Raw genomic sequence first — 19,500 nt, 5'->3', positions numbered from 1 at the left:
TACTTTATTCAAACAAAGAAGTTTGGACTTCATCCCCGTCATCACCTTTATTAGGCTTTCCGGACTCAGTTCCATTAGAACTAGGTATTTTAGGTACATTTTGCTCATCAACAACCTCAATATCTTCAGTTTTTTGAGGCTCCGGCTCTTCATAAGGCAAAGGCTCTAGCATATTGATTTCAAGTACTTTTTCCTTTGTCAGCTGGTTGCCCATAGCACCTATCCCCTTTACGGAAATAAATTCCTCTAGACTTAGCTCCCAATTATCCTTCCGGTCCTGACCCCGTTTTTTAGCAAAAACCACTTCAATCATTGGCCTGTGGTCCGTGCTAATGATTTCAATTTGGGATTTAGGATGGTCCGTAAGCACATTCTCCTCTTTATCAGGATTCTCGATCAGAAAACGTTTTACATAATACAATTCCTTCTCTCCTTCCCAGTACACTACGGAAAGCGGCTTTTTAGGAATCCATTTTTCAAGAACAACTACATCTTCATCAAAATGAAGGGTAAGCTCCGGAATAACAGTTTTTACAAGTCCGCTCTGATTTACTATCAATAAACGGTCTTCACTTGTGAATTCACCTAAAAACTCACCTCTGTCATCCATGTTTAAACGCTGTACGGTTTCATCAAACCACAACTTCCTCGGTTTTAAGGTAGACAACCCTTTTTCTTTTAATTCAATACGTTTTACCGAATACTTAGTGACAATATTACCTTTGGAAGCACGCCCCTTGATCATGATATTTGCAAAATCAATATCCCATTTCAGCTTTTTAATACTTCCTACGTGCCTAAGATTAACAGTTACCACTTCTGCTTCGCCATTTGGGTTTCCTGAGAAGTAATGCACAAAAGTACCTGCCTTACCGCTACCCATTTCATAATGCTTATCTCTCGTAATACTGGTAACGTTAAAACGTTTAATATAGGTTGCGCCACCTTTACCGTCTCTATAAATCATATTATAAACGGTACGCTTATCTTTTTTCTTAAAGACGGCCACATAAATAATACCCTTTCCCACAAAAGTCTTGGAATCTACCTTAAAGACCATCATCTTACCATCTTGGGTAAAAGCGATTATATCATCAATATCACTACAGTCCGTTACATATTCGTCCCGCTTTAAAGAAGTTCCAACAAAACCCTCCTCGCGGTTTACATACAACTTTGTGTTGCGCATAACTACCTTGGTAGCCTCAATATCATCAAATAATCTAATCTCTGATTTACGCTCGCGACCCTTGCCATACGTATCTTTTAATCGCTGAAAATACGCAATGGCATAATCTACCAAATGCGCTAGGTGATGCTTCACCTCCGCGATTCTTTCTTCCAGATTATCAAGATGTTGCTGTGCCTTATCTAAATCAAATTTTGAAATTCTTTTTATCCTTATTTCCGTAAGCCTGGTTATATCTTCCTCTGTGACGGCCCGTCTTAAATGCTTAGTAAATGGAGCTAAACCTTTATCGATTGCAGCAATTACTCCTTCCCAAGTTTCCTCTTCCTCAATATCCCGATAGATTCTATTTTCAATAAAGATTCTCTCTAACGACGCAAAATGCCATTGCTCCTCAAGCTCCGCTAACTGTATTTCAAGTTCCTGTCGCAGTAACTCAACCGTGGCGTCCGTAGATCGGCGTAACATTTCCACCACACCAATAAAGAGCGGTTTGTTGTCTTCAATAATACAACCCAATGGCGAAATAGAAGATTCACAAGCCGTAAATGCATATAGCGCATCTATAGTTTTGTCTGGAGAAATGCCAGTTGGCAGATGCACCAAAATCTCAACCTCTGCAGCCGTATTATCCTCAATTTTCTTGACTTTTATTTTCCCTTTATCGTTCGCCTTAAGGATAGAATCTATTAAAGAAGAAGTGTTAGTACCATAAGGTATCTCACTTATAATCAGTGTAGATTTAGAATGTTGTGCTATTCGCGCGCGCACTCTTATCTTCCCACCACGAAGACCCTCGTTATAGTTAGAAACATCTATAATTCCCCCAGTAGGAAAATCAGGAAACAATTTAAATCGTTGCCCTTTTAGATGCTTAATGGAAGCATCAATAAGCTCAACAAAGTTATGAGGCATAATCTTAGTGGAAAGCCCCACCGCAATACCCTCTGCCCCCTGAGCCAAAAGCAACGGAAATTTAACCGGGAGGTTTACCGGTTCCTTTTTTCGACCATCATACGATTGTTGCCATTCCGTGATTTTAGGACTAAAAACAACTTCCAGAGCGAATTTTGAAAGACGAGCTTCTATATACCTTGAGGCTGCAGCGCGATCCCCGGTTAAAATATTCCCCCAGTTACCCTGCGTATCTATCAATAGATCTTTTTGCCCTATCTGCACCATGGCATCGGCAATACTAGCATCACCGTGAGGGTGATACTGCATGGTGTGCCCAACCACATTGGCCACTTTATTATAGCGGCCATCATCCAAATCCTTAAGAGAATGCATGATACGACGCTGCACTGGTTTAAACCCATCCTCAATAGCAGGAACGGCACGCTCTAAAATAACATAGGACGCATAATCTAAAAACCAGTCTTTGTACATTCCCGTAACACGGGTAAGTGCATCATCAGGACTTTGTTCCTCGCCATTTACCGCCTCGGAACTATTGATTTGTTCTTGCCCATCATCGGCCGTTCCGTTGGATTGGTCTTCGGGCGAATTTTGATTTTCAGCTTCGTTCAGTTCGTCATTTTCCTCCATTCAGAAAAAATCGTATTTCTTTGGTTTATAATTTAGTATCTTCTATAAGGTCAACCTCTACTTTAAGGTTGTTTATAATAAATTCTTGTCGGTCTGGTGTATTCTTTCCCATGTAAAAATTCAACAATTGTTCTATGGACATAGCCTTGTCCAGCATTACAGGCTCTAGGCGAATATCATCCCCTATGAAATGCTGAAACTCATCTGGGGAGATTTCCCCCAAACCTTTAAATCGTGTAATTTCCGGTTTGCCCGATAGTTTTTGAATCGCATTTTTTCGTTCTTCCTCGCTATAACAATAAATAGTCTCCTTCTTATTTCGAACACGGAACAGCGGGGTTTGTAAAATATACAAATGGTTCTCTTTTATCAATTCAGGAAAGAACTGCAAGAAGAACGTAATTAACAACAAGCGTATGTGCATACCATCAACATCTGCATCAGTAGCTATTACAATATTATTGTAACGTAGGTCTTCCATAGATTCCTCTATGTTCAAAGCAGCCTGCAACAGGTTGAATTCCTCGTTTTCGTATACGATTTTTTTAGACATCCCATATGAATTCAAAGGCTTCCCACGAAGACTAAACACGGCTTGCGTATTCACATCCCTTGATTTGGTAATGGAACCGGAAGCGGAATCCCCCTCCGTAATAAAAAGAGTACTATCCAATCGCCTATCGTGCTTCATATCGCCCAAATGCACCCGGCAGTCCCTTAGTTTTTTATTATGAAGACTGGCTTTTTTGGCTCGGTCCCGAGCAAGTTTACGAATACCGCTCAATTCTTTCCTCTCCTTTTCGGCCATTACAATCTTACGTTGCAACTTATCGGCTGTTTCAGGATTCTTATGAAGGTAATTATCCAAATACCTTCCAATAAAGTCATTGATGTACGTCCGCACCGTTGGAAAATTACCTCCCATTTCGGTAGACCCCAATTTGGTTTTTGTTTGACTTTCAAAAACAGGCTCCATCACCTTAATGGAAATTGCCGAAATAATGGATTTTCTAATATCCGAAGCATCATAACTCTTCCCATAGAAATCACGGACAGTTTTCACAAGAGCCTCACGAAAAGCAGCCTGATGCGTACCTCCTTGGGTAGTGTGCTGACCATTTACAAAAGAGTGGTACTCCTCACTATACTGGGTTTTACTATGGGTAATGGCCACTTCTATATCATCCCCTTTTAAATGAATGACCGGATACAGGATATCTTCAGCATTGTTATTGTCCTCCAACAAATCCTTTAAACCATTTTCTGAATGAAACTTCTCCCCATTAAAAACAATGGTAAGCCCTGGATTAAGATACACGTAGTTTTTGAGCATGCGCTCTACGTACTCATTTCTAAATTTAAACTTTTTAAAAATGGTCTCATCAGGAATAAAGCTGACCTTGGTACCACGCCTTCTTGTTGTTTCCTCCAGAAGTTCTTCGTTCTGAAGCTCACCTGTTTTAAACTCGGCAGATTTGGACTTCCCGTCTCTTGTACTTTCTACACGAAAATAACTGGAAAGAGCATTTACAGCCTTGGTACCAACACCGTTTAGACCAACGGATTTTTTAAACGCACGCGAGTCATACTTACCCCCCGTGTTCATTTTAGAAACCACATCTACCACCTTGCCCAAAGGTATACCACGACCGTAATCACGAACTATAACACGTTCTCCTTGAATGGAAATCTCAACGGTCTTACCCGCTCCCATTACAAATTCATCAATACAGTTATCTATGGTCTCTTTTAGAAGGATATATATACCATCATCAGCAGAAGAACCATCACCCAACTTACCAATATACATACCAGGTCTCAGTCGGATGTGCTCCTTCCAATCAAGTGAACGTATATTATCTTCTGTATAATTGGAATTCTCGGACATAAATCAGGGGTTTGGAACTAAAGTACCGCTAAAGATAAGACGACAATTAAAAAGATGAAACCCCAAACTGTTAAAGTAATTAACAATGATTTTAGCCATTTTGTTGATATATTCGCTAAATAAGTCATATTTCAACCCAAAACAAGGCTAATTTGGTCAAAAAATCGAAAAATCTGTAATCCTTCGGTTTTTTTAAGACCAAAAGCATCCAACGAAATAATTTAAGGGAATCATTTTTACGCCATTTAATACTCCGCAGAATGAACAAACTACTACTAGGCCTACTTTTTGTAATTGCACCCATTACCTCTTCCGTAGCCCAAAATTTTGAAAAGGAATACGAGGCTATAGAAAGTAAAGTTATAAATTGGAGAAGGGAAATACACCAAAACCCCGAACTCTCTAACCGTGAATTTAAGACAGCGGAAAAAATTGCAAAGCACCTTACAACCTTAGGTATAGAAGTACAAACCGGAGTAGCCCATACCGGGGTTGTTGGGATTTTAAAAGGAAAAAAGCCAGGCAAGGTTATAGCCTTGCGTGCAGATATTGACGCCCTACCCGTATTTGAACGGAATGATTTACCCTATAAGTCTACCGTTACAACGGATTACAAAGGAGAAAAAGTACCCGTTATGCATGCTTGCGGACACGATACCCATACTGCTATTCTTATGGGGGTTGCAGAAATTCTCTCTAAGCATACCGATAAAATAAAAGGTACCGTAAAATTTATTTTTCAACCTGCGGAAGAAGGTCCACCAGAGGGCGAAGAAGGCGGGGCACTGCTCATGGTAAAAGAAGGTGTTCTTAATAGCCCCAAGGTAGATGCTATTTTTGGGCTTCATATCAATTCCCAAACCCCAGTTGGGGTAATCCGCTATAAATCAGGCGGCACAATGGCGGCTGCCCAGAAATTCACCATCCATGTAAAAGGAAAACAAAGCCATGGCGCAAGACCTTGGTCCGGAGTAGACCCTATTTTAATTAGCGCAAAAATTATTGATGGCTTGCAGACCATTATAAGCAGAGAAGCCGAACTCACCAATGAAGCTGCTGTAATCACTGTTGGAAAAATAACCAGTGGCGTACGGTTCAATATCATTCCCGAAAGTGCAGAAATGATTGGTACAATACGCACTTTGGATTATGACATGAAAGCTCTAATCAATACACGTATGCAAGAAATGGTACCCACTATCGCCAAAGCATATGGAGGCGAAGCCACTATTGAAATCAAAGATGCAACAGATATTACGTATAATGCCCCCGAACTAGTCACACAAATGCTACCTACATTGAACAAAGTGGCGGGAGCGAACAATGTACAAACACAAAAGGCCGTTACAGGAGCTGAAGATTTCTCTTATTTTCAAAAAGAAGTTCCTGGTTTTTTCTTCTTTTTAGGAGGAATGACGCCAGGAACAACGGAGTCATTTCCACATCACACACCGGATTTCGTTATTGACGACAGCGGTTTGTTACTTGGAGTAAAAGCGCTAACTGAAATGAGCATAGATTTTCTTGATAAATAACTACTTGTTAATTTCTATATCAATTATTACTTTAAACTATTTTTAGCTTATATATGGACCAACTTATTTCAATTTTACAAAGTATTTCTTGGTGGGTATGGATTCTTATTTTCCTTTTGATAGTCGCATTAAGAGATATCTTTTTTCAGCGTTCGCATACCATCTCCCACAACTTTCCCATAGTTGGCCATTTACGATATTGGCTGGAGAGCATTGGTCCGGAAATGCGTCAATATTTTGTAGCGAACAACCGTGAAGAACTTCCCTTTAACCGTATTGAAAGAGGGTGGATTTATGCCTCCGCAAAGAAGGAAAATAATTACGAAGGTTTTGGTACCGACCGTGACATCTATGCGCACCAACATATTTTTGTAAAGAATCAGATGATGGCATATAAGGTACCTGATACCCATATAAATGCCACGGATAAAACGTTTCTTCCCTGCGCTAAGGTGATGGGTGCCCATAACGGGCGGAGAAAACCATTTCGTCCTGGTTCCATTATAAACGTTTCGGCCATGAGTTTTGGCTCGTTATCCGCTGCAGCGGTAGAAGCAATGAATAAAGGTGTTGCTAAAGCTGGCGCATACCATAATACAGGTGAAGGCGGACTCTCCAATTACCACAAACAAGGAGGGGATGTTATTTTTCATTTTGGTACAGGTTATTTTGGGGTACGTACTCCAGATGGAAATTTCTCCATGGAAAAAATGAAAAAACTGGTTGACGAGAATCCAACTATAAAAGCAATTGAAATTAAATTGTCTCAAGGAGCCAAACCTGGTAAGGGAGGCGTACTTCCAGGGGCCAAAATAACACCGGAATTAGCAGAGATTAGAGGCGTTGAAGTTGGTAAAGATGTAATATCGCCAGCTACCCATAAGGCATTTAATACCGTGCCCGAACTTTTAGAATTTATTGAAAGTATTGCTAATGAGACCGGGTTGCCCGTAGGTATAAAGGGAGCCATTGGCAAACTTGAGCAATGGGAGGAGTTGGCCGATTTAATGGAAAAAACGGGTAAAGGTCCAGATTTTATTACAGTAGATGGTGGTGAAGGCGGAACAGGAGCCGCCCCTCCGTCTTTTGCGGACCATGTTTCTTTACCGTGGGTCTATGGTTTTTCCAGTCTTTATAAGGTGTTCTTAAAAAGGAGACTAACGGAGCGTATCGTATTTATAGGTAGTGGAAAGCTAGGTTTTCCCGCCAAAGCAGCTATGGCTTTTGCTATGGGGGTTGACTGTATTAATGTTGCCCGAGAAGCCATGATGAGTATTGGCTGTATACAGGCCCAAGTGTGCCACACTAACCGCTGTCCGGCAGGGGTGGCCACTCAAAACAAATGGCTGCAAAAAGGAATTGACATTCCATTAAAATCTGACCGTTTGGCACAATATTTTATGACGTTTAGGAAGGAGTTCTTAGAAATTACACATGCCTCGGGATATGAACACCCCTGCCAATACACAATGGATGATATTCAACTAAATGTTGATGACAACGACCTGAACCGTAGTTTGGCCTCTTCATACGGTTACAACAAGGCCAAGGTACCTTTTGAGAGTATGCAAAATTTATATGATTGTATCCACTTGGGCGGAAAGCATTGTGAAAACAGCAAAGAATAATATACATTTGTTTATAATAAAAAAGTATTCCAAATCGAGAAATAAGAATTTTAATCCGAGTTATTTATGAAACACCCCCTACTTACCCTTGCCCTTTTGATTTTTACGTGTCTATCCGTACAAGCCCAAAGAAAAAGCGACCTTTTAGAAGAAATAGCCCAATTAAAAATGCAATTGGATTCTGTGAACGACCAGGTCTTTGATGCGAGAAAAAATGAAAAAGTAGCTGTTGCAAAAGCGGAATCGTTTGAAATCCAAGTAACCGAACTTCAAAACGCCAACAACACGTTAATGAAGAACTTGAACAGTTTTGCTGAGGTTTCCAATAAAAATTCAAACATGGTAACAACTGCCATGGCCAGCTTGGAAGCCAAGGAAAATCAGCTTAAAGCAATAAAAGATGCCATTGCCACTAATGATTCTACCACTATAGTTGTTTTAACCAATGTAAAACAAACCATGGGAGAAAACGCAAAAATTGCGGTTTCGGGAGGCGCCGTAGTAGTATCTTCGGACTTATCTAGCTTATATGGAAGCGATACGGGCACAACTCTAACTGCCGAAGGTGAAGCTTGGGTGGAGAAAATTGCGAACATCCTGATTGCAAACCCTAGCACATCGGTTACTATAGAGGGTCTTAGCATGACCGGAGACCTAGAAACTCCCGCTAAACAGAGTATGACTATTGCAGCGGCCCTACAAAACAAGTTTGCTATAGCTTCTGAGCGTATGACAGCTCTAGGAAGAGACGGAAACCTTAAAGAAGGGGTTCAAGTCAATATTCATCCTGACTTCAACAAATTCTATTTAATGGTAAGAGAGCAAATGAAGAACTAAAAATTATACGAAAAATCGTATAATTTTTGATAAAATCCTCCGTTCTAGTATCCAAATAACCAAATACCGAAAAAATGTCTGGAGAAGGAATTTTACAAATGTTCGGCTTTTTATTGCCAGCAGTAGTTACAGGGGTCGTTACCTTTTATTTTTTTAAGTTACACACTAAAAACGAGGATGGTCGTAGACGCTTTCTATTGCACAAAGATTCTCAAAAGAACACCATACCGGTTCGCCTACAGGCCTACGAACGTATGGCACTTTTTCTTGAGCGAATAGCAATTCCTAGTCTAGTAGTGAGGGTGGCACCAAAATCTTCGGATAAAAATGCTTACGAAAGTCTTTTAATAAAAAGTGTTGAAAACGAATTTGAGCACAATCTTTCTCAGCAAATTTACATGACCGATGAATGTTGGAACGTTATAAAAGCAGCAAAGAGCGCTACAGTGCAAATGATTCGTAAAGCAGCAATGAGCGAAACCGATTCTGCGGATAAATTAAGGGAAGACATCCTAACGGAAACTATGGAAAAACAATCGCCCTCCGCAACTGCATTATCTTTCATTAAAAAAGAAATAGGTTATCTCTGGGAATAATCCAAAATCATATATTGAAAATACAAGCCCGCATAAAGTTTAATTTAAGCGGGTTTTCTTTTTTACAACACTTCTCCTTTTTCAGGCTCTATCTGGTTGAGTTCAGTATTTTTAAACTTGGCAAAATTATAGCCACTCTCCCACCAAACGGTCATTTTTTCCTTATCAAAAATCAATGAGTTTGTAGTCAACACCGTAGGTGTATAGTAAAAGTTGATAATAGCATCGTTATGCTTGGCTACGTATTTACCAATTCTTATGTTTTGGTGTTCTATCCTATCAAGCATATATTCAAACATGGTTGTCAATAGTGAAAATGCATTTCTAGAGGGAAGTCGGTTTAAGTGGCTTACTTCAGTCTGCAGTACAATAACATCTACCTCTTTTGCCCCTCGTTTTATAGCTTCCTCAATAGGCACCATATTTCCCAGTCCACCATCGGCATATTCACAACCATTCTTGCGCACCAAACTCATAAAGGGTGTGTAGTTACAGGAAATCCATATCCATTCACAAAACTCCTCATAGGTACAATCATTAATACTCTTATACTCTACCTGATTTAAAGATAGGTTGGAAACCGTAGCAATAATTTCTTTTGGGCCGTTCTTTAAATTTTCAAATTCTTCTACTGTTAAAGTGTTTTTTATAAGCTTCAACAGGTTTCTGCTTTCTCCAAAAGTCTTTCGTCCTTTATAAAAATTCTTTAGTACGTTCCAATGGTCTATACCAATGGTATGAACTCCATGTTTCTTTTGAACGGTAAATGGGCAATTGCTAAAAATACTATGTTGGTTTACACTGGTGTAAACTTCTTTGATTTTTTCAACTTTCTGTAGGGCCAAGTGAGAAATAAGCAAACTACCTGTAGATGTACCCAAAAACAGGTCGTACTTAAAATGGAGTTCTTCCATAAGGTATTGCGCTACCCCTCCGGCAAAAGCCCCTTTGCTACCACCACCAGATATGACCAATGCCCTCATTATTCGTTCAGTTTTTTATTTATATAACGTGATTCCTCTTTATTTAGTTTGCTCACCAATTTCAAGATACGCGTTTCGTAATCGTTATCCTCTAGGAGTTTGTCCGCTAAATTTCTCGAAAATTTCTTAAACTGCCATGAATGATGCTCCGTAGCCTTTATTAAATTAACCAAAGCTTCATCCGTAAAACCAATTTCCTGTAAATATTGAAAGGCTGTTATCCGCACTTCCCATCCGTACTCCGGAGAAGTGTAAGCGCTTAACTCTGCAAAATAACGGGTTGTGTTATGAGCCTCATAATCATTTGTTGCAATAGCTAGCAACAACCATAACAAACGAACATTTTTATTGGGCAATCCTTCAACTCCTTTGGTAGCATCTAAATAGGTCTTTTGGTTTTCCGGAAAGGAAGACCATAGTTTATACAAGGCCATTTCCTGAGTAACATAACTTGGGTCGTTCAATAATGGCTCAAAAACTTCCTTTTGACTCTCTGCTATCTTATTGATGAACTGGATTCCCTTTTGTCTAATTTCTAAATTTGAGTCTTGTGCCAATAAAGGTTCCAAGTGATTATCTACTATTTGCTTTTGAAATTTTTCGATTAAGGCTACTTTAAAGTCCACAGGTAATGCATCACTAAGCCATTTTTTTAAATCAAAATCAGACGCTTTTACCTCATAAAACAATCGAATGGATTCATTTTGACCGATAAGATATGATTTTACATCTTCAACCGGAAAGTCTGTTGAATGCAACCATGTTCCCCTGAAATCATCTAAGTTTTGACCGGAAGCCAGTTCTATCTCCTGAATAAAGTCATCAATGGTTACATTTTTAAATTGATGTTTGTTCAAATATGTAGATACTCCAGTTTTAAAGGCCTTCTCTCCTACTTTATCTTTTAATAATACTAATGCCCAAGCCCCTTTTTCATAGAAGGTTGCACTACTGGCTTTGGGGTCCACCAATGCCTGCCCCTGCCCTTCTTCCGATATTTCTTGAAGTTCTTTGGCCGTATTAAAAAGCTTCCAATAAAAATTGTCATCGCCAAAGATTTCCTTTTCAGCTAAATAAGCATAATAGGTAGCAAAACCTTCATGCAACCAATGATGATTTCCATCTTGCTCCGTTACCAAATTACCAAACCATTGGTGTGCCATTTCATGGGCGTTGACATTTACGTAATTCTTATCTATAAATGCTGTGGAGTCAATGACATATCCATCAGAGAATATGGTAGTTCCTGTATTTTCCATCCCTGCATACAGAAAATCCCGTACCGGAATCTGTTTGTAGTTCTGCCACGGATACGGAACACCTATTTCATCCTCCAAAAAATCAAATATTCTTTTCGTATAACGATATGTAGGTTCAACTTTTGTACTGTCCTCCGGATAATAATAATTTTTAATGGATACGCCACTAGAGGATTTCAGTTCCTGTTTACTATAATCACCTATTGCAAAAGCCAAAAGGTAACTGCTCATAGGGTTTTTCATATCAAAATTCCATACTGGGTTTTCATCCTCCTCCAAGGGCCTAATGGTCAATTTACCGTTCGCAATTGCCTCATATGCTTGTGGCGCATGAATGGTAATGTCAAAAGCTACTTTTTCGGTCATATCATCAAAGCTGGGCAACCAATGGCTCGTGTATTTACCCTGGCCTTGGGTCCAAATTTGCTCGTTTCCCTTTATTTCATCATTCCAACCCAAAAAGTATACGGTCTGTTTCGGTTTTGCTATGTAGTCCAGAACAAGCTTGTGCGATGTTCCTTGCTCGAATTTTTTATAAATCGAAATGGTTTTATCCGTTTTACGGTGTTTCACTTTTTTTCCGTTGAGCTCAACCTTGGAAAATATCATATCCTTTGCATCCAAAAAGACCGAATCTACATTTTGTAGTACATTAAACCGATATACTACACCGCCCTTTATTTCTTCTGTAGCAGGAATAGGTTTTATATAAATATTAGCTTGTGTAAAGTCTACTTTATCTTGGTGTTGGGCAAAACCGACAAACAAGGAACAGTAAAAAAAGAGTATAAAAAGGTTTTTCATGAAATGTTACGAACAAATAGTAGACCAAATTTAGCATTTTAGTTTGTCGCAATTGTACCTATCCCCTAATTTAGTCGCATGAACGCTAATTCTCTTCAGACCCCTATCGTATATCTTAAAGGTGTAGGCCCCAATAGGGCAGAAACCTTACAGTCTGAACTGGGCGTACACACCTTTCAAGATTTACTCAATCTTTTCCCGAACCGCTATATAGACAAGACCCAATACTATAAAATAGGACAGCTACAACGTAGCAATGCAGATGTACAAATAGTGGGTAAGATCGTACATATTAAAACCGTAGAGCAAAAGAAAGGCAAGCGTTTGGTTGCCAGTTTTGTTGATGAGACGGGCGAAATGGAACTGGTTTGGTTTAGAGGACAAAAATGGATCAGGGAAAATATAAAGCTCAATACGCCCTATGTGATTTTTGGTAGATGCAACTGGTTCAACGGCAAATTTTCTATGCCACATCCAGAAATGGAGCTTTTAAAAGACCATGAGCAAGGGTTAAAAGTAACCATGCAACCAGTCTACCCTTCTACGGAAAAATTAAGCAACAAAGGTATTTCCAATAGGGTCATCAGTAAATTGATACAGCAAGTATTTATTGAAACTAAAGGTCGATTTACCGAGACACTATCCGATAAGCTTTTGTATGAACTAAAATTGTTGTCCAAGAGCGAAGCCTTGTTCAATATCCATTTTCCAAAGAATCAAGAGCTGTTGGCCAAGGCGCAATTCCGATTGAAGTTTGAAGAACTGTTTTATATTCAAATGCAGTTGATCGCAAAGAACATGCTGCACAAGCAAAAAATAAAAGGTTTTAATTTTGATCAGGTAGGAACAATTTTTCATGAGTTTTATAAAAACCATTTACCTTTTGAACTTACCGGGGCACAAAAAAGAGTAATCAAAGAAATACGAAGCGATTTAGGTAGTAACGCCCAAATGAACCGATTACTGCAGGGTGATGTAGGTTCCGGCAAAACCATAGTTGCAGTCATGGCCATGCTATTGGCAATCGATAATGACTTTCAAGCTTGTTTGATGGCCCCAACAGAAATTCTGGCCAATCAACACTATACCGGAATTGCTGAACTTTTAAAAGGAACCGGAATTACCTGCTCGCTTTTAACCGGTTCCGTTAAAAAATCGGCTCGCCCCCCTATTCATGAGCAATTAGAAAGCGGAGAACTCCAAATTTTAATCGGCACACATGCACTTCTAGAGGATAAGGTTAAATTCAAGAATCTAGGCTTGGCCATTGTAGATGAACAGCACCGTTTTGGTGTAGCCCAGCGGTCAAAACTTTGGCATAAAAACAATATTCCCCCGCATATTTTGGTAATGACCGCAACGCCTATTCCCCGCACGTTGGCAATGAGTCTTTATGGCGATTTAGATGTTTCTACTATTGATGAGCTTCCTCCTGGGCGTAAACCTATAAAAACAGTCCATAGATATGACAGTAATCGATTAAAGGTATTTCAATTTATACGGGACGAAATCAAAAAAGGAAGACAAGTTTATATTGTATATCCGCTTATTCAAGAATCCGAAGCATTGGATTATAAGGATTTAATGGACGGGTATGAAAGTATCGCGCGTGACTTTCCTATGCCGGAATTTCAAATTTCCATCGTTCATGGTCAAATGAAACCAGCAGATAAAGATTATGAGATGGAACGCTTTGTAAAAGGGGAAACACAAATCATGGTTGCTACTACTGTAATTGAAGTAGGTGTAAATGTTCCAAACGCTTCGGTAATGATTATTGAGAGTGCGGAACGATTTGGATTGTCGCAATTACATCAGCTTCGCGGTCGTGTAGGTAGAGGTGCTGATCAGAGTTTTTGTATTCTAATGACAAGTCACAAACTTTCTACCGAAGCAAAAACCCGCCTACAGACCATGGTACAAACCAATGATGGTTTTGAGATAGCAGAAGTCGATTTAAAACTAAGGGGTCCAGGAGATATTATGGGTACCCAACAAAGTGGTGTACTCAACCTAAAGATAGCAGACATTGTAAAAGACAACGATATTCTCAAGACTGCGCGCTTCCATGCCATGCAACTTTTAAAAAATGACCCCTCGCTTGAAAAACCAGAAAACCTGGTCATAAGACATGCTTATTCTCAACTTGTGAAGTATAAGAATATTTGGAATTATATAAGTTGAGTTTTCGCTTGGACTACTTTTGAGGTTGTGTGATAATAAAATATGTAAAGTTGCAAAAAAAATTAATTTTTATAATTTATACAGGACCATTATAAAAATAGACGTATCCAACCCTTACACTTTTATACAGAATGAACACTCCTCCACTTATGTAATCAGTTAAAATACAGTTTAAAGTTATACTCATTCGTATTGATCGTGAGTCAAATCAAGTTTTAGTTTCCTGACGCTGTGACACAGAGCATCCTTTAATTCAAAATTAAAAATCACGAACACATTTGTATAATTTAAAATAAAAGACAACCATATATTTATAACTTCACGCTATATTACTATACAGCTGTAAAAGACATACCGTACGATTTAAAAGTTTCTATATTTTTATTTATAAACAATACTTCCGCCATTACCACTACATCCACTAAAACTGCCACTTAAAGTATAATCATATTCACCTGGAGGAAGAGGTGGAGTTTCATCGCTTATACCTTGTCCTCCCGCTGGAGCAGAAACGTAATAGGTGCTTCCATCAATAATTGCGGTCACAAAAGTTCCCCCAGATCCACCAAAAGCACTTAGTTGGAATGCTATTGGCCCTCCTACAATCGTCAATCTACCCGTTATACTTCTATTCGAACAACTAACATTGGAACCATTACTAAAAGTTGCTCTTGGCTCTAACGGATTAACTGTCACAACAACTAAATCATTAGATTGAGCTCCATTATTGTCGATCACCGTAAGCCTAAAGAAATAGTCGCCAGCTATGGTCAAGCCCGTTACCGATGTGCTTGCACTGCTCGCGGAAACGATGGTCGCCGTTGTGGGACCGTTGACCTGCGTCCAGGCGTAAGAGGCAATCGTACCGGGGGGCGTATCGCTACTTCCAGAACCGTCCAATGTAACGGAATTCGCAGGCAGGGTGATGGTCCGGTCGAGCCCGGCTCTTGCTACAGGGGCGTCGTTCGGTGCAGGATTTACCTTAACGATGATATTGTCCATACCGCTGAGTGCCGGGGTTCCGTTATCGGTCACCGTAAGCCTAAAGGTGTAGTCTCCAGCTATGGTCAAGCCCGTTACCGATGTGCTTGCACCGCTTGCGGAAACGATGGTCGCCGTTGTGGGACCGTTGACCTGCGTCCAGGCGTAAGAGGCAATCGTACCGGGGGCCGTATCGCTACTTCCCGAACCGTCCAATGTAACGGAACTCGTAGGCAGGGTGATGGTCCGGTCGGGACCGGCATCCGCTTGGGGAGCCACGTTTTGTGCGGCATCCACCGTAACGATGATATCGTCCGTACCGCTGAGTGCCGGGGTTCCATTATCGGTCACCGTAAGCCTAAAGGTGTAGTCTCCAGCTATGGTCAAGCCCGTTACCGATGTGCTTGCACCGCTCGCGGAAACGATGGTCGCCGTTGTGGGACCGTTGACCTGCGTCCAGGCGTAAGAGGCAATCGTACCGGGGGCCGTATCGCTACTTCCCGAACCGTCCAATGTAACGGAACTCGTAGGCAGGGTGATGGTCCGGTCGGGACCGGCATCCGCTTGGGGAGCCACGTTTTGTGCGGCATCCACCGTAACGATGATATCGTCCGTATCGCTGAGTGCCGGGGTTCCATTATCGGTCACCGTAAGCCTAAAGGTGTAGTCTCCAGCTATGGTCAAGCCCGTTACCGATGTGCTTGCACCGCTTGCGGAAACGATGGTCGCCGTTGTGGGACCGTTGACCTGCGTCCAGGCGTAAGAGGCAATCGTACCGGGGGGCGTATCGCTACTTCCCGAACCGTCCAATGTAACGGAACTCGTAGGCAGGGTGATGGTCCGGTCGGGACCGGCATCCGCTTGGGGAGCCACGTTTTGTGCGGCATCCACCGTAACGATGATATCGTCCGTACCGCTGAGTGCCGGGGTTCCATTATCGGTCACCGTAAGCCTAAAGGTGTAGTCTCCAGCTATGGTCAAGCCCGTTACCGATGTGCTTGCACCGCTCGCGGAAACGATGGTCGCCGTTGTGGGACCGTTGACCTGCGTCCAGGCGTAAGAGACAATCGTACCGGGGGGCGTATCGCTACTTCCAGAACCGTCCAATGTAACGGAACTCGCAGGCAGGGTGATGGTCCGGTCGGGACCGGCATCCGCTTGGGGAGCCACGTTTTGTGCGGCATCCACCGTAACGATGATATCGTCCGTATCGCTGAGTGCCGGGGTTCCGTTATCGGTCACCGTAAGCCTAAAGGTGTAGTCTCCAGCTATGGTCAAGCCCGTTACCGATGTGCTTGCACCGCTCGCGGAAACGATGGTCGCCGTTGTGGGACCGTTGACCTGCGTCCAGGCGTAAGAGACAATCGTACCGGGGGGCGTATCGCTACTTCCAGAACCGTCCAATGTAACGGAACTCGCAGGCAGGGTGATGGTCCGGTCGGGACCGGCATCCGCTTGGGGAGCCACGTTTTGTGCGGCATCCACCGTAACGATGATATCGTCCGTATCGCTGAGTGCCGGGGTTCCGTTATCGGTCACCGTAAGCCTAAAGGTGTAGTCTCCAGCTATGGTCAAGCCCGTTACCGATGTGCTTGCACCTCTCGCGGAAACGATGGTCGCCGTTGTGGGACCGTTGACCTGCGTCCAGGCGTAAGAGGCAATCGTACCGGGGGCCGTATCGCTACTTCCAGAACCGTCCAATGTAACGGAACTCGTAGGCAGGGTGATGATCCGGTCGGGACCGGCATCCGCTTGGGGAGCCACGTTTTGTGCGGCATCCACCGTAACGTTCACGGTATAGTCCAATGTAGTGTTATCCTCGGCGGTTACGGTGTAGGTTACATTGTTGGTGAAGTCAGTGGGGGTCCCTGAAGGTGGGTTGACAGACTGTCCAAAAAACTCAATAATAGGGGACAATGCGGTTACATCCGTTCCAAAAGGCAAGGTCACCGATATATCCGTACCGTTGAATGTTCCCGATACCCCATCAATCACAAAACTGTCAATTGATTTTTCGCCGCTGGTTTCCGTGACAACGTTCACGGTCCAGACCTGTGGGTTACCGTTCTCTGCGGTCACGGTATAGTTCACGGGCTGGCTGAAATCCTGTTGCGATGCCGGCCCGGGGTCTATGCCTGCCCCAATGGAAACATCCAATATGGAGGGAACTACGTTCAGGTCCGTTCCGTTCGGTACGTTCACCGTTATGGTATGGTTAACATCGTTTATGGCCACACTGTTCTGAACGGGCAGTTCGAAGCCCGTTATCGCGTTCAGGCCGCTTCCCGTGGGCTGGGATACGGTCACGTTCACGGTCCATACCTGCGGCGTTCCGTTTTCCGCGGTAACGGTATAGAGCACCTGTCCGCTAAAATCCTGTACGGCACCTATCGCTGGCAAGACCGTGGCCCCGGGCGAGACCCCTAGGACCTGTGGGGCGACGTTCAGGTCCGTTCCGTCGGGTACGTTCACCGTTACCGTATTGGTGCCCGGGTCGATATCCGCACTGTTCTGGACCGGAAGCCCGAATGCGGTTATGTCGTTGGCCCCGCTCCCCGTAGGCGGCAATACGGTGGTATTGACCGTCCACTCCTGTGTATCGCCATTTTCCGCTGTGACCGTATAGGTAACGGCACCGGAAAAATCCTGAACGACGGTCCTTGCCGGGGATACCGTGGCGTCCGCCGATATGTCCAGTACCGAAGGGGCACCGGTCAAGTCGGTACCATCGGGTACCGTAACGTTGATGGTAAATGTGGTAGCGTTTATGTCCGCGCCTGTCTGGCCGGGAAGTTCGAATGCCGTTATGGCGTTCTCCCCACTGCCCGTGGGCTGGGATACGGTCACGTTCACCGTCCATACCTGCGGCGTTCCCGTCTCGGGGGTCACCGTATAGGCAACGGCCCCGGAGAAGTCCCGGACCTGGCCGATGGCCGGTGCCACGCTCGCCCCTGGGGAGACCTCAAGTATTTCCGGGGCTATATTAAGGTCGGTTCCGTCGGGTACGTTGACGGTTATCGTATGGTTCCCGGTATCGATGTCGGAACCGTTCTGGCCCGGAAGTCCGAAGGCCGTGATATCGGTATCCCCCGCAACGGGCAGTACCAGTACCTTGGCCGTTACCGTCCAGACCTGCCCGGTACCGTTGCCGGATGTGACGGTATATTGCACAGGAGAAGTGAAATCGCGTTCCTGTAAGAGGGCGGGTGCCAGGGTGGCGCCTTCCGAGACTATCAACAGTACGGGGGCCACGTTCAGCGGCGTGCCCTCGGGAACGGTCACCGAAACGGTATGGGCCTGCGTATCTATGGTTGCGGTCTCTATCTGGCCGTTCAGTGCGAAGGCCTCTATATCGTTCGCCGATTGTAGCGATACCCCCGTGATCTCGACAAGGACGCTTCCGCTGACCTCCGGGTCGGAGACCGAGGTGGCCGTTATCGTGACCGTTCCCGCGGAAAGACCGGTCAAAAGACCGTTTTCGTCCACGGTCGCTATGGTATCGTCGGCAGAGGACCAGGTCACACTTGGGTCCGTCGCGTTCTCGGGGAGGACCGTTGCCGCCAGTTGGCGCTGCGCTCCCGTGGCACCGGGGTCCGCCTGTGAAACGGAAATGCCCGTTACCGGTACCCTGTCCGGGGGGATCACCTCTACGGTGACCGTATCGCTGGCATCGGGATTGGAAACGGAGGTTACGGTAACCTCCGCCGTGCCCAGCCCTACCGCGATACATACATTGTTTTCGTCTATGAAAACGACATCGGGGTCACTGGAGACCACCGTTACCTCCTGATCGGTAGCATTGGGCGGGTCGAAGGTGAACGCAGGGGGTATCTCGTCCCCGAGCTTCATCTTGATCGTATCCTGGCTCGAAAGGGTTATCGATATTACCTCTATAAATTCCACCACGTTGAAGTCCACACCGGCCTCGATCTCCTGTCCGTTGCTGTCTCGCAGGGTGAAGACCAGTTGCTGCGGGCCTATCTCCGAAGGGGTGAAGACGAGCGGGTAGGTGCCGGGGACGATAGGGCCGTATTCCCCCCCTGGGGCGTAACCGTTCTCCTCCGAGGG

General features: G+C 43.5%; 10 protein-coding genes and 1 pseudogene. 5 read left to right on the top strand and 6 right to left on the bottom strand.

The window, feature by feature from the left end; all coding sequences use genetic code 11:
* Positions 1 to 4: 4 nt before the first annotated feature.
* Positions 5 to 2,737 (bottom strand): DNA gyrase/topoisomerase IV subunit A, encoded by a 2,733-nt coding sequence (locus SJY45_RS02855; RefSeq protein ID WP_400073194.1) that lies wholly within the window; start codon positions 2,735 to 2,737, stop codon positions 5 to 7.
* Between the two features lie 25 nt (positions 2,738 to 2,762).
* A complete protein-coding gene (locus SJY45_RS02850; protein WP_400073193.1) occupies positions 2,763 to 4,625 on the bottom strand; it encodes a DNA topoisomerase IV subunit B in 1,863 nt (620 codons plus the stop codon).
* A 260-nt stretch (positions 4,626 to 4,885) separates the two neighbouring features.
* On the opposite strand from SJY45_RS02850, the gene SJY45_RS02845 reads away from it, so the two are divergent.
* From SJY45_RS02845 to SJY45_RS02830, 4 genes are all read left to right on the top strand, one after another.
* Positions 4,886 to 6,160, top strand: a complete 1,275-nt coding sequence (locus SJY45_RS02845; protein ID WP_400073192.1) for an amidohydrolase — start codon at positions 4,886 to 4,888, stop codon at positions 6,158 to 6,160.
* Between the two features lie 53 nt (positions 6,161 to 6,213).
* Positions 6,214 to 7,788 (top strand): FMN-binding glutamate synthase family protein, encoded by a 1,575-nt coding sequence (locus SJY45_RS02840; protein ID WP_215442079.1) that lies wholly within the window; start codon positions 6,214 to 6,216, stop codon positions 7,786 to 7,788.
* A 66-nt stretch (positions 7,789 to 7,854) separates the two neighbouring features.
* Positions 7,855 to 8,625 carry a hypothetical protein gene (locus SJY45_RS02835; RefSeq protein ID WP_400073191.1) on the top strand — a complete coding sequence of 257 codons (771 nt, stop codon included), beginning with the start codon at positions 7,855 to 7,857 and terminating at the stop codon, positions 8,623 to 8,625.
* 74 nt (positions 8,626 to 8,699) lie between these two features.
* The gene (locus tag SJY45_RS02830) at positions 8,700 to 9,221 is read left to right on the top strand and encodes a hypothetical protein (RefSeq protein ID WP_400073190.1); all 522 of its coding nucleotides are present in this window, start codon (positions 8,700 to 8,702) and stop codon (positions 9,219 to 9,221) included.
* Between the two features lie 62 nt (positions 9,222 to 9,283).
* Here the strand turns inward: SJY45_RS02830 and SJY45_RS02825 are convergent, their stop codons facing one another.
* Entirely contained in the window at positions 9,284 to 10,204 is a 921-nt protein-coding gene (locus SJY45_RS02825) for a patatin family protein (protein ID WP_215442076.1), read from the bottom strand.
* The gene (locus tag SJY45_RS02820) at positions 10,204 to 12,267 is read right to left on the bottom strand and encodes a M1 family metallopeptidase (RefSeq protein WP_400073189.1); all 2,064 of its coding nucleotides are present in this window, start codon (positions 12,265 to 12,267) and stop codon (positions 10,204 to 10,206) included. The genes SJY45_RS02825 and SJY45_RS02820 overlap by 1 nt, the downstream gene beginning before the upstream one ends.
* A gap of 78 nt (positions 12,268 to 12,345) precedes the next feature.
* Here SJY45_RS02820 and recG point away from each other — a divergent pair, with 78 nt between their 5' ends.
* Complete coding sequence (gene recG / locus SJY45_RS02815) at positions 12,346 to 14,451, top strand: ATP-dependent DNA helicase RecG (protein WP_400073188.1); 2,106 nt, start codon at positions 12,346 to 12,348, stop codon at positions 14,449 to 14,451.
* 381 nt (positions 14,452 to 14,832) lie between these two features.
* On the opposite strand, the gene SJY45_RS02810 is transcribed toward recG, so the two are convergent.
* Positions 14,833 to 18,321, bottom strand: a complete 3,489-nt coding sequence (locus tag SJY45_RS02810; RefSeq protein ID WP_400074289.1) for a PKD domain-containing protein — start codon at positions 18,319 to 18,321, stop codon at positions 14,833 to 14,835.
* Positions 18,322 to 18,864: 543 nt separating this feature from the next.
* Positions 18,865 to 19,281 (bottom strand): annotated as a pseudogene (locus tag SJY45_RS02805) (Ig domain-containing protein); the annotation flags it as partial.
* Positions 19,282 to 19,500 lie beyond the last annotated feature (219 nt).

It is taken from the genome of Zobellia russellii, from assembly GCF_044597075.1.
Lineage (GTDB): Bacteria > Bacteroidota > Bacteroidia > Flavobacteriales > Flavobacteriaceae > Zobellia > Zobellia russellii.
This window is presented reverse-complemented; position numbering and strand designations above follow the sequence as displayed.

What these genes read in the sequence shown, in the direction of transcription:
- SJY45_RS02820 (WP_400073189.1), bottom strand. Translation starts at nt 12,267, where the DNA reads ATGAAAAACCTTTTTATACTCTTTTTTTACTGTTCCTTGTTTGTCGGT.
- recG (WP_400073188.1), top strand. Translation starts at nt 12,346, where the DNA reads ATGAACGCTAATTCTCTTCAGACCCCTATCGTATATCTTAAAGGTGTA.
- SJY45_RS02830 (WP_400073190.1), top strand. Translation starts at nt 8,700, where the DNA reads ATGTCTGGAGAAGGAATTTTACAAATGTTCGGCTTTTTATTGCCAGCA.
- SJY45_RS02825 (WP_215442076.1), bottom strand. Translation starts at nt 10,204, where the DNA reads ATGAGGGCATTGGTCATATCTGGTGGTGGTAGCAAAGGGGCTTTTGCC.
- SJY45_RS02845 (WP_400073192.1), top strand. Translation starts at nt 4,886, where the DNA reads ATGAACAAACTACTACTAGGCCTACTTTTTGTAATTGCACCCATTACC.
- SJY45_RS02850 (WP_400073193.1), bottom strand. Translation starts at nt 4,625, where the DNA reads ATGTCCGAGAATTCCAATTATACAGAAGATAATATACGTTCACTTGAT.
- SJY45_RS02855 (WP_400073194.1), bottom strand. Translation starts at nt 2,737, where the DNA reads ATGGAGGAAAATGACGAACTGAACGAAGCTGAAAATCAAAATTCGCCC.
- SJY45_RS02835 (WP_400073191.1), top strand. Translation starts at nt 7,855, where the DNA reads ATGAAACACCCCCTACTTACCCTTGCCCTTTTGATTTTTACGTGTCTA.
- SJY45_RS02840 (WP_215442079.1), top strand. Translation starts at nt 6,214, where the DNA reads ATGGACCAACTTATTTCAATTTTACAAAGTATTTCTTGGTGGGTATGG.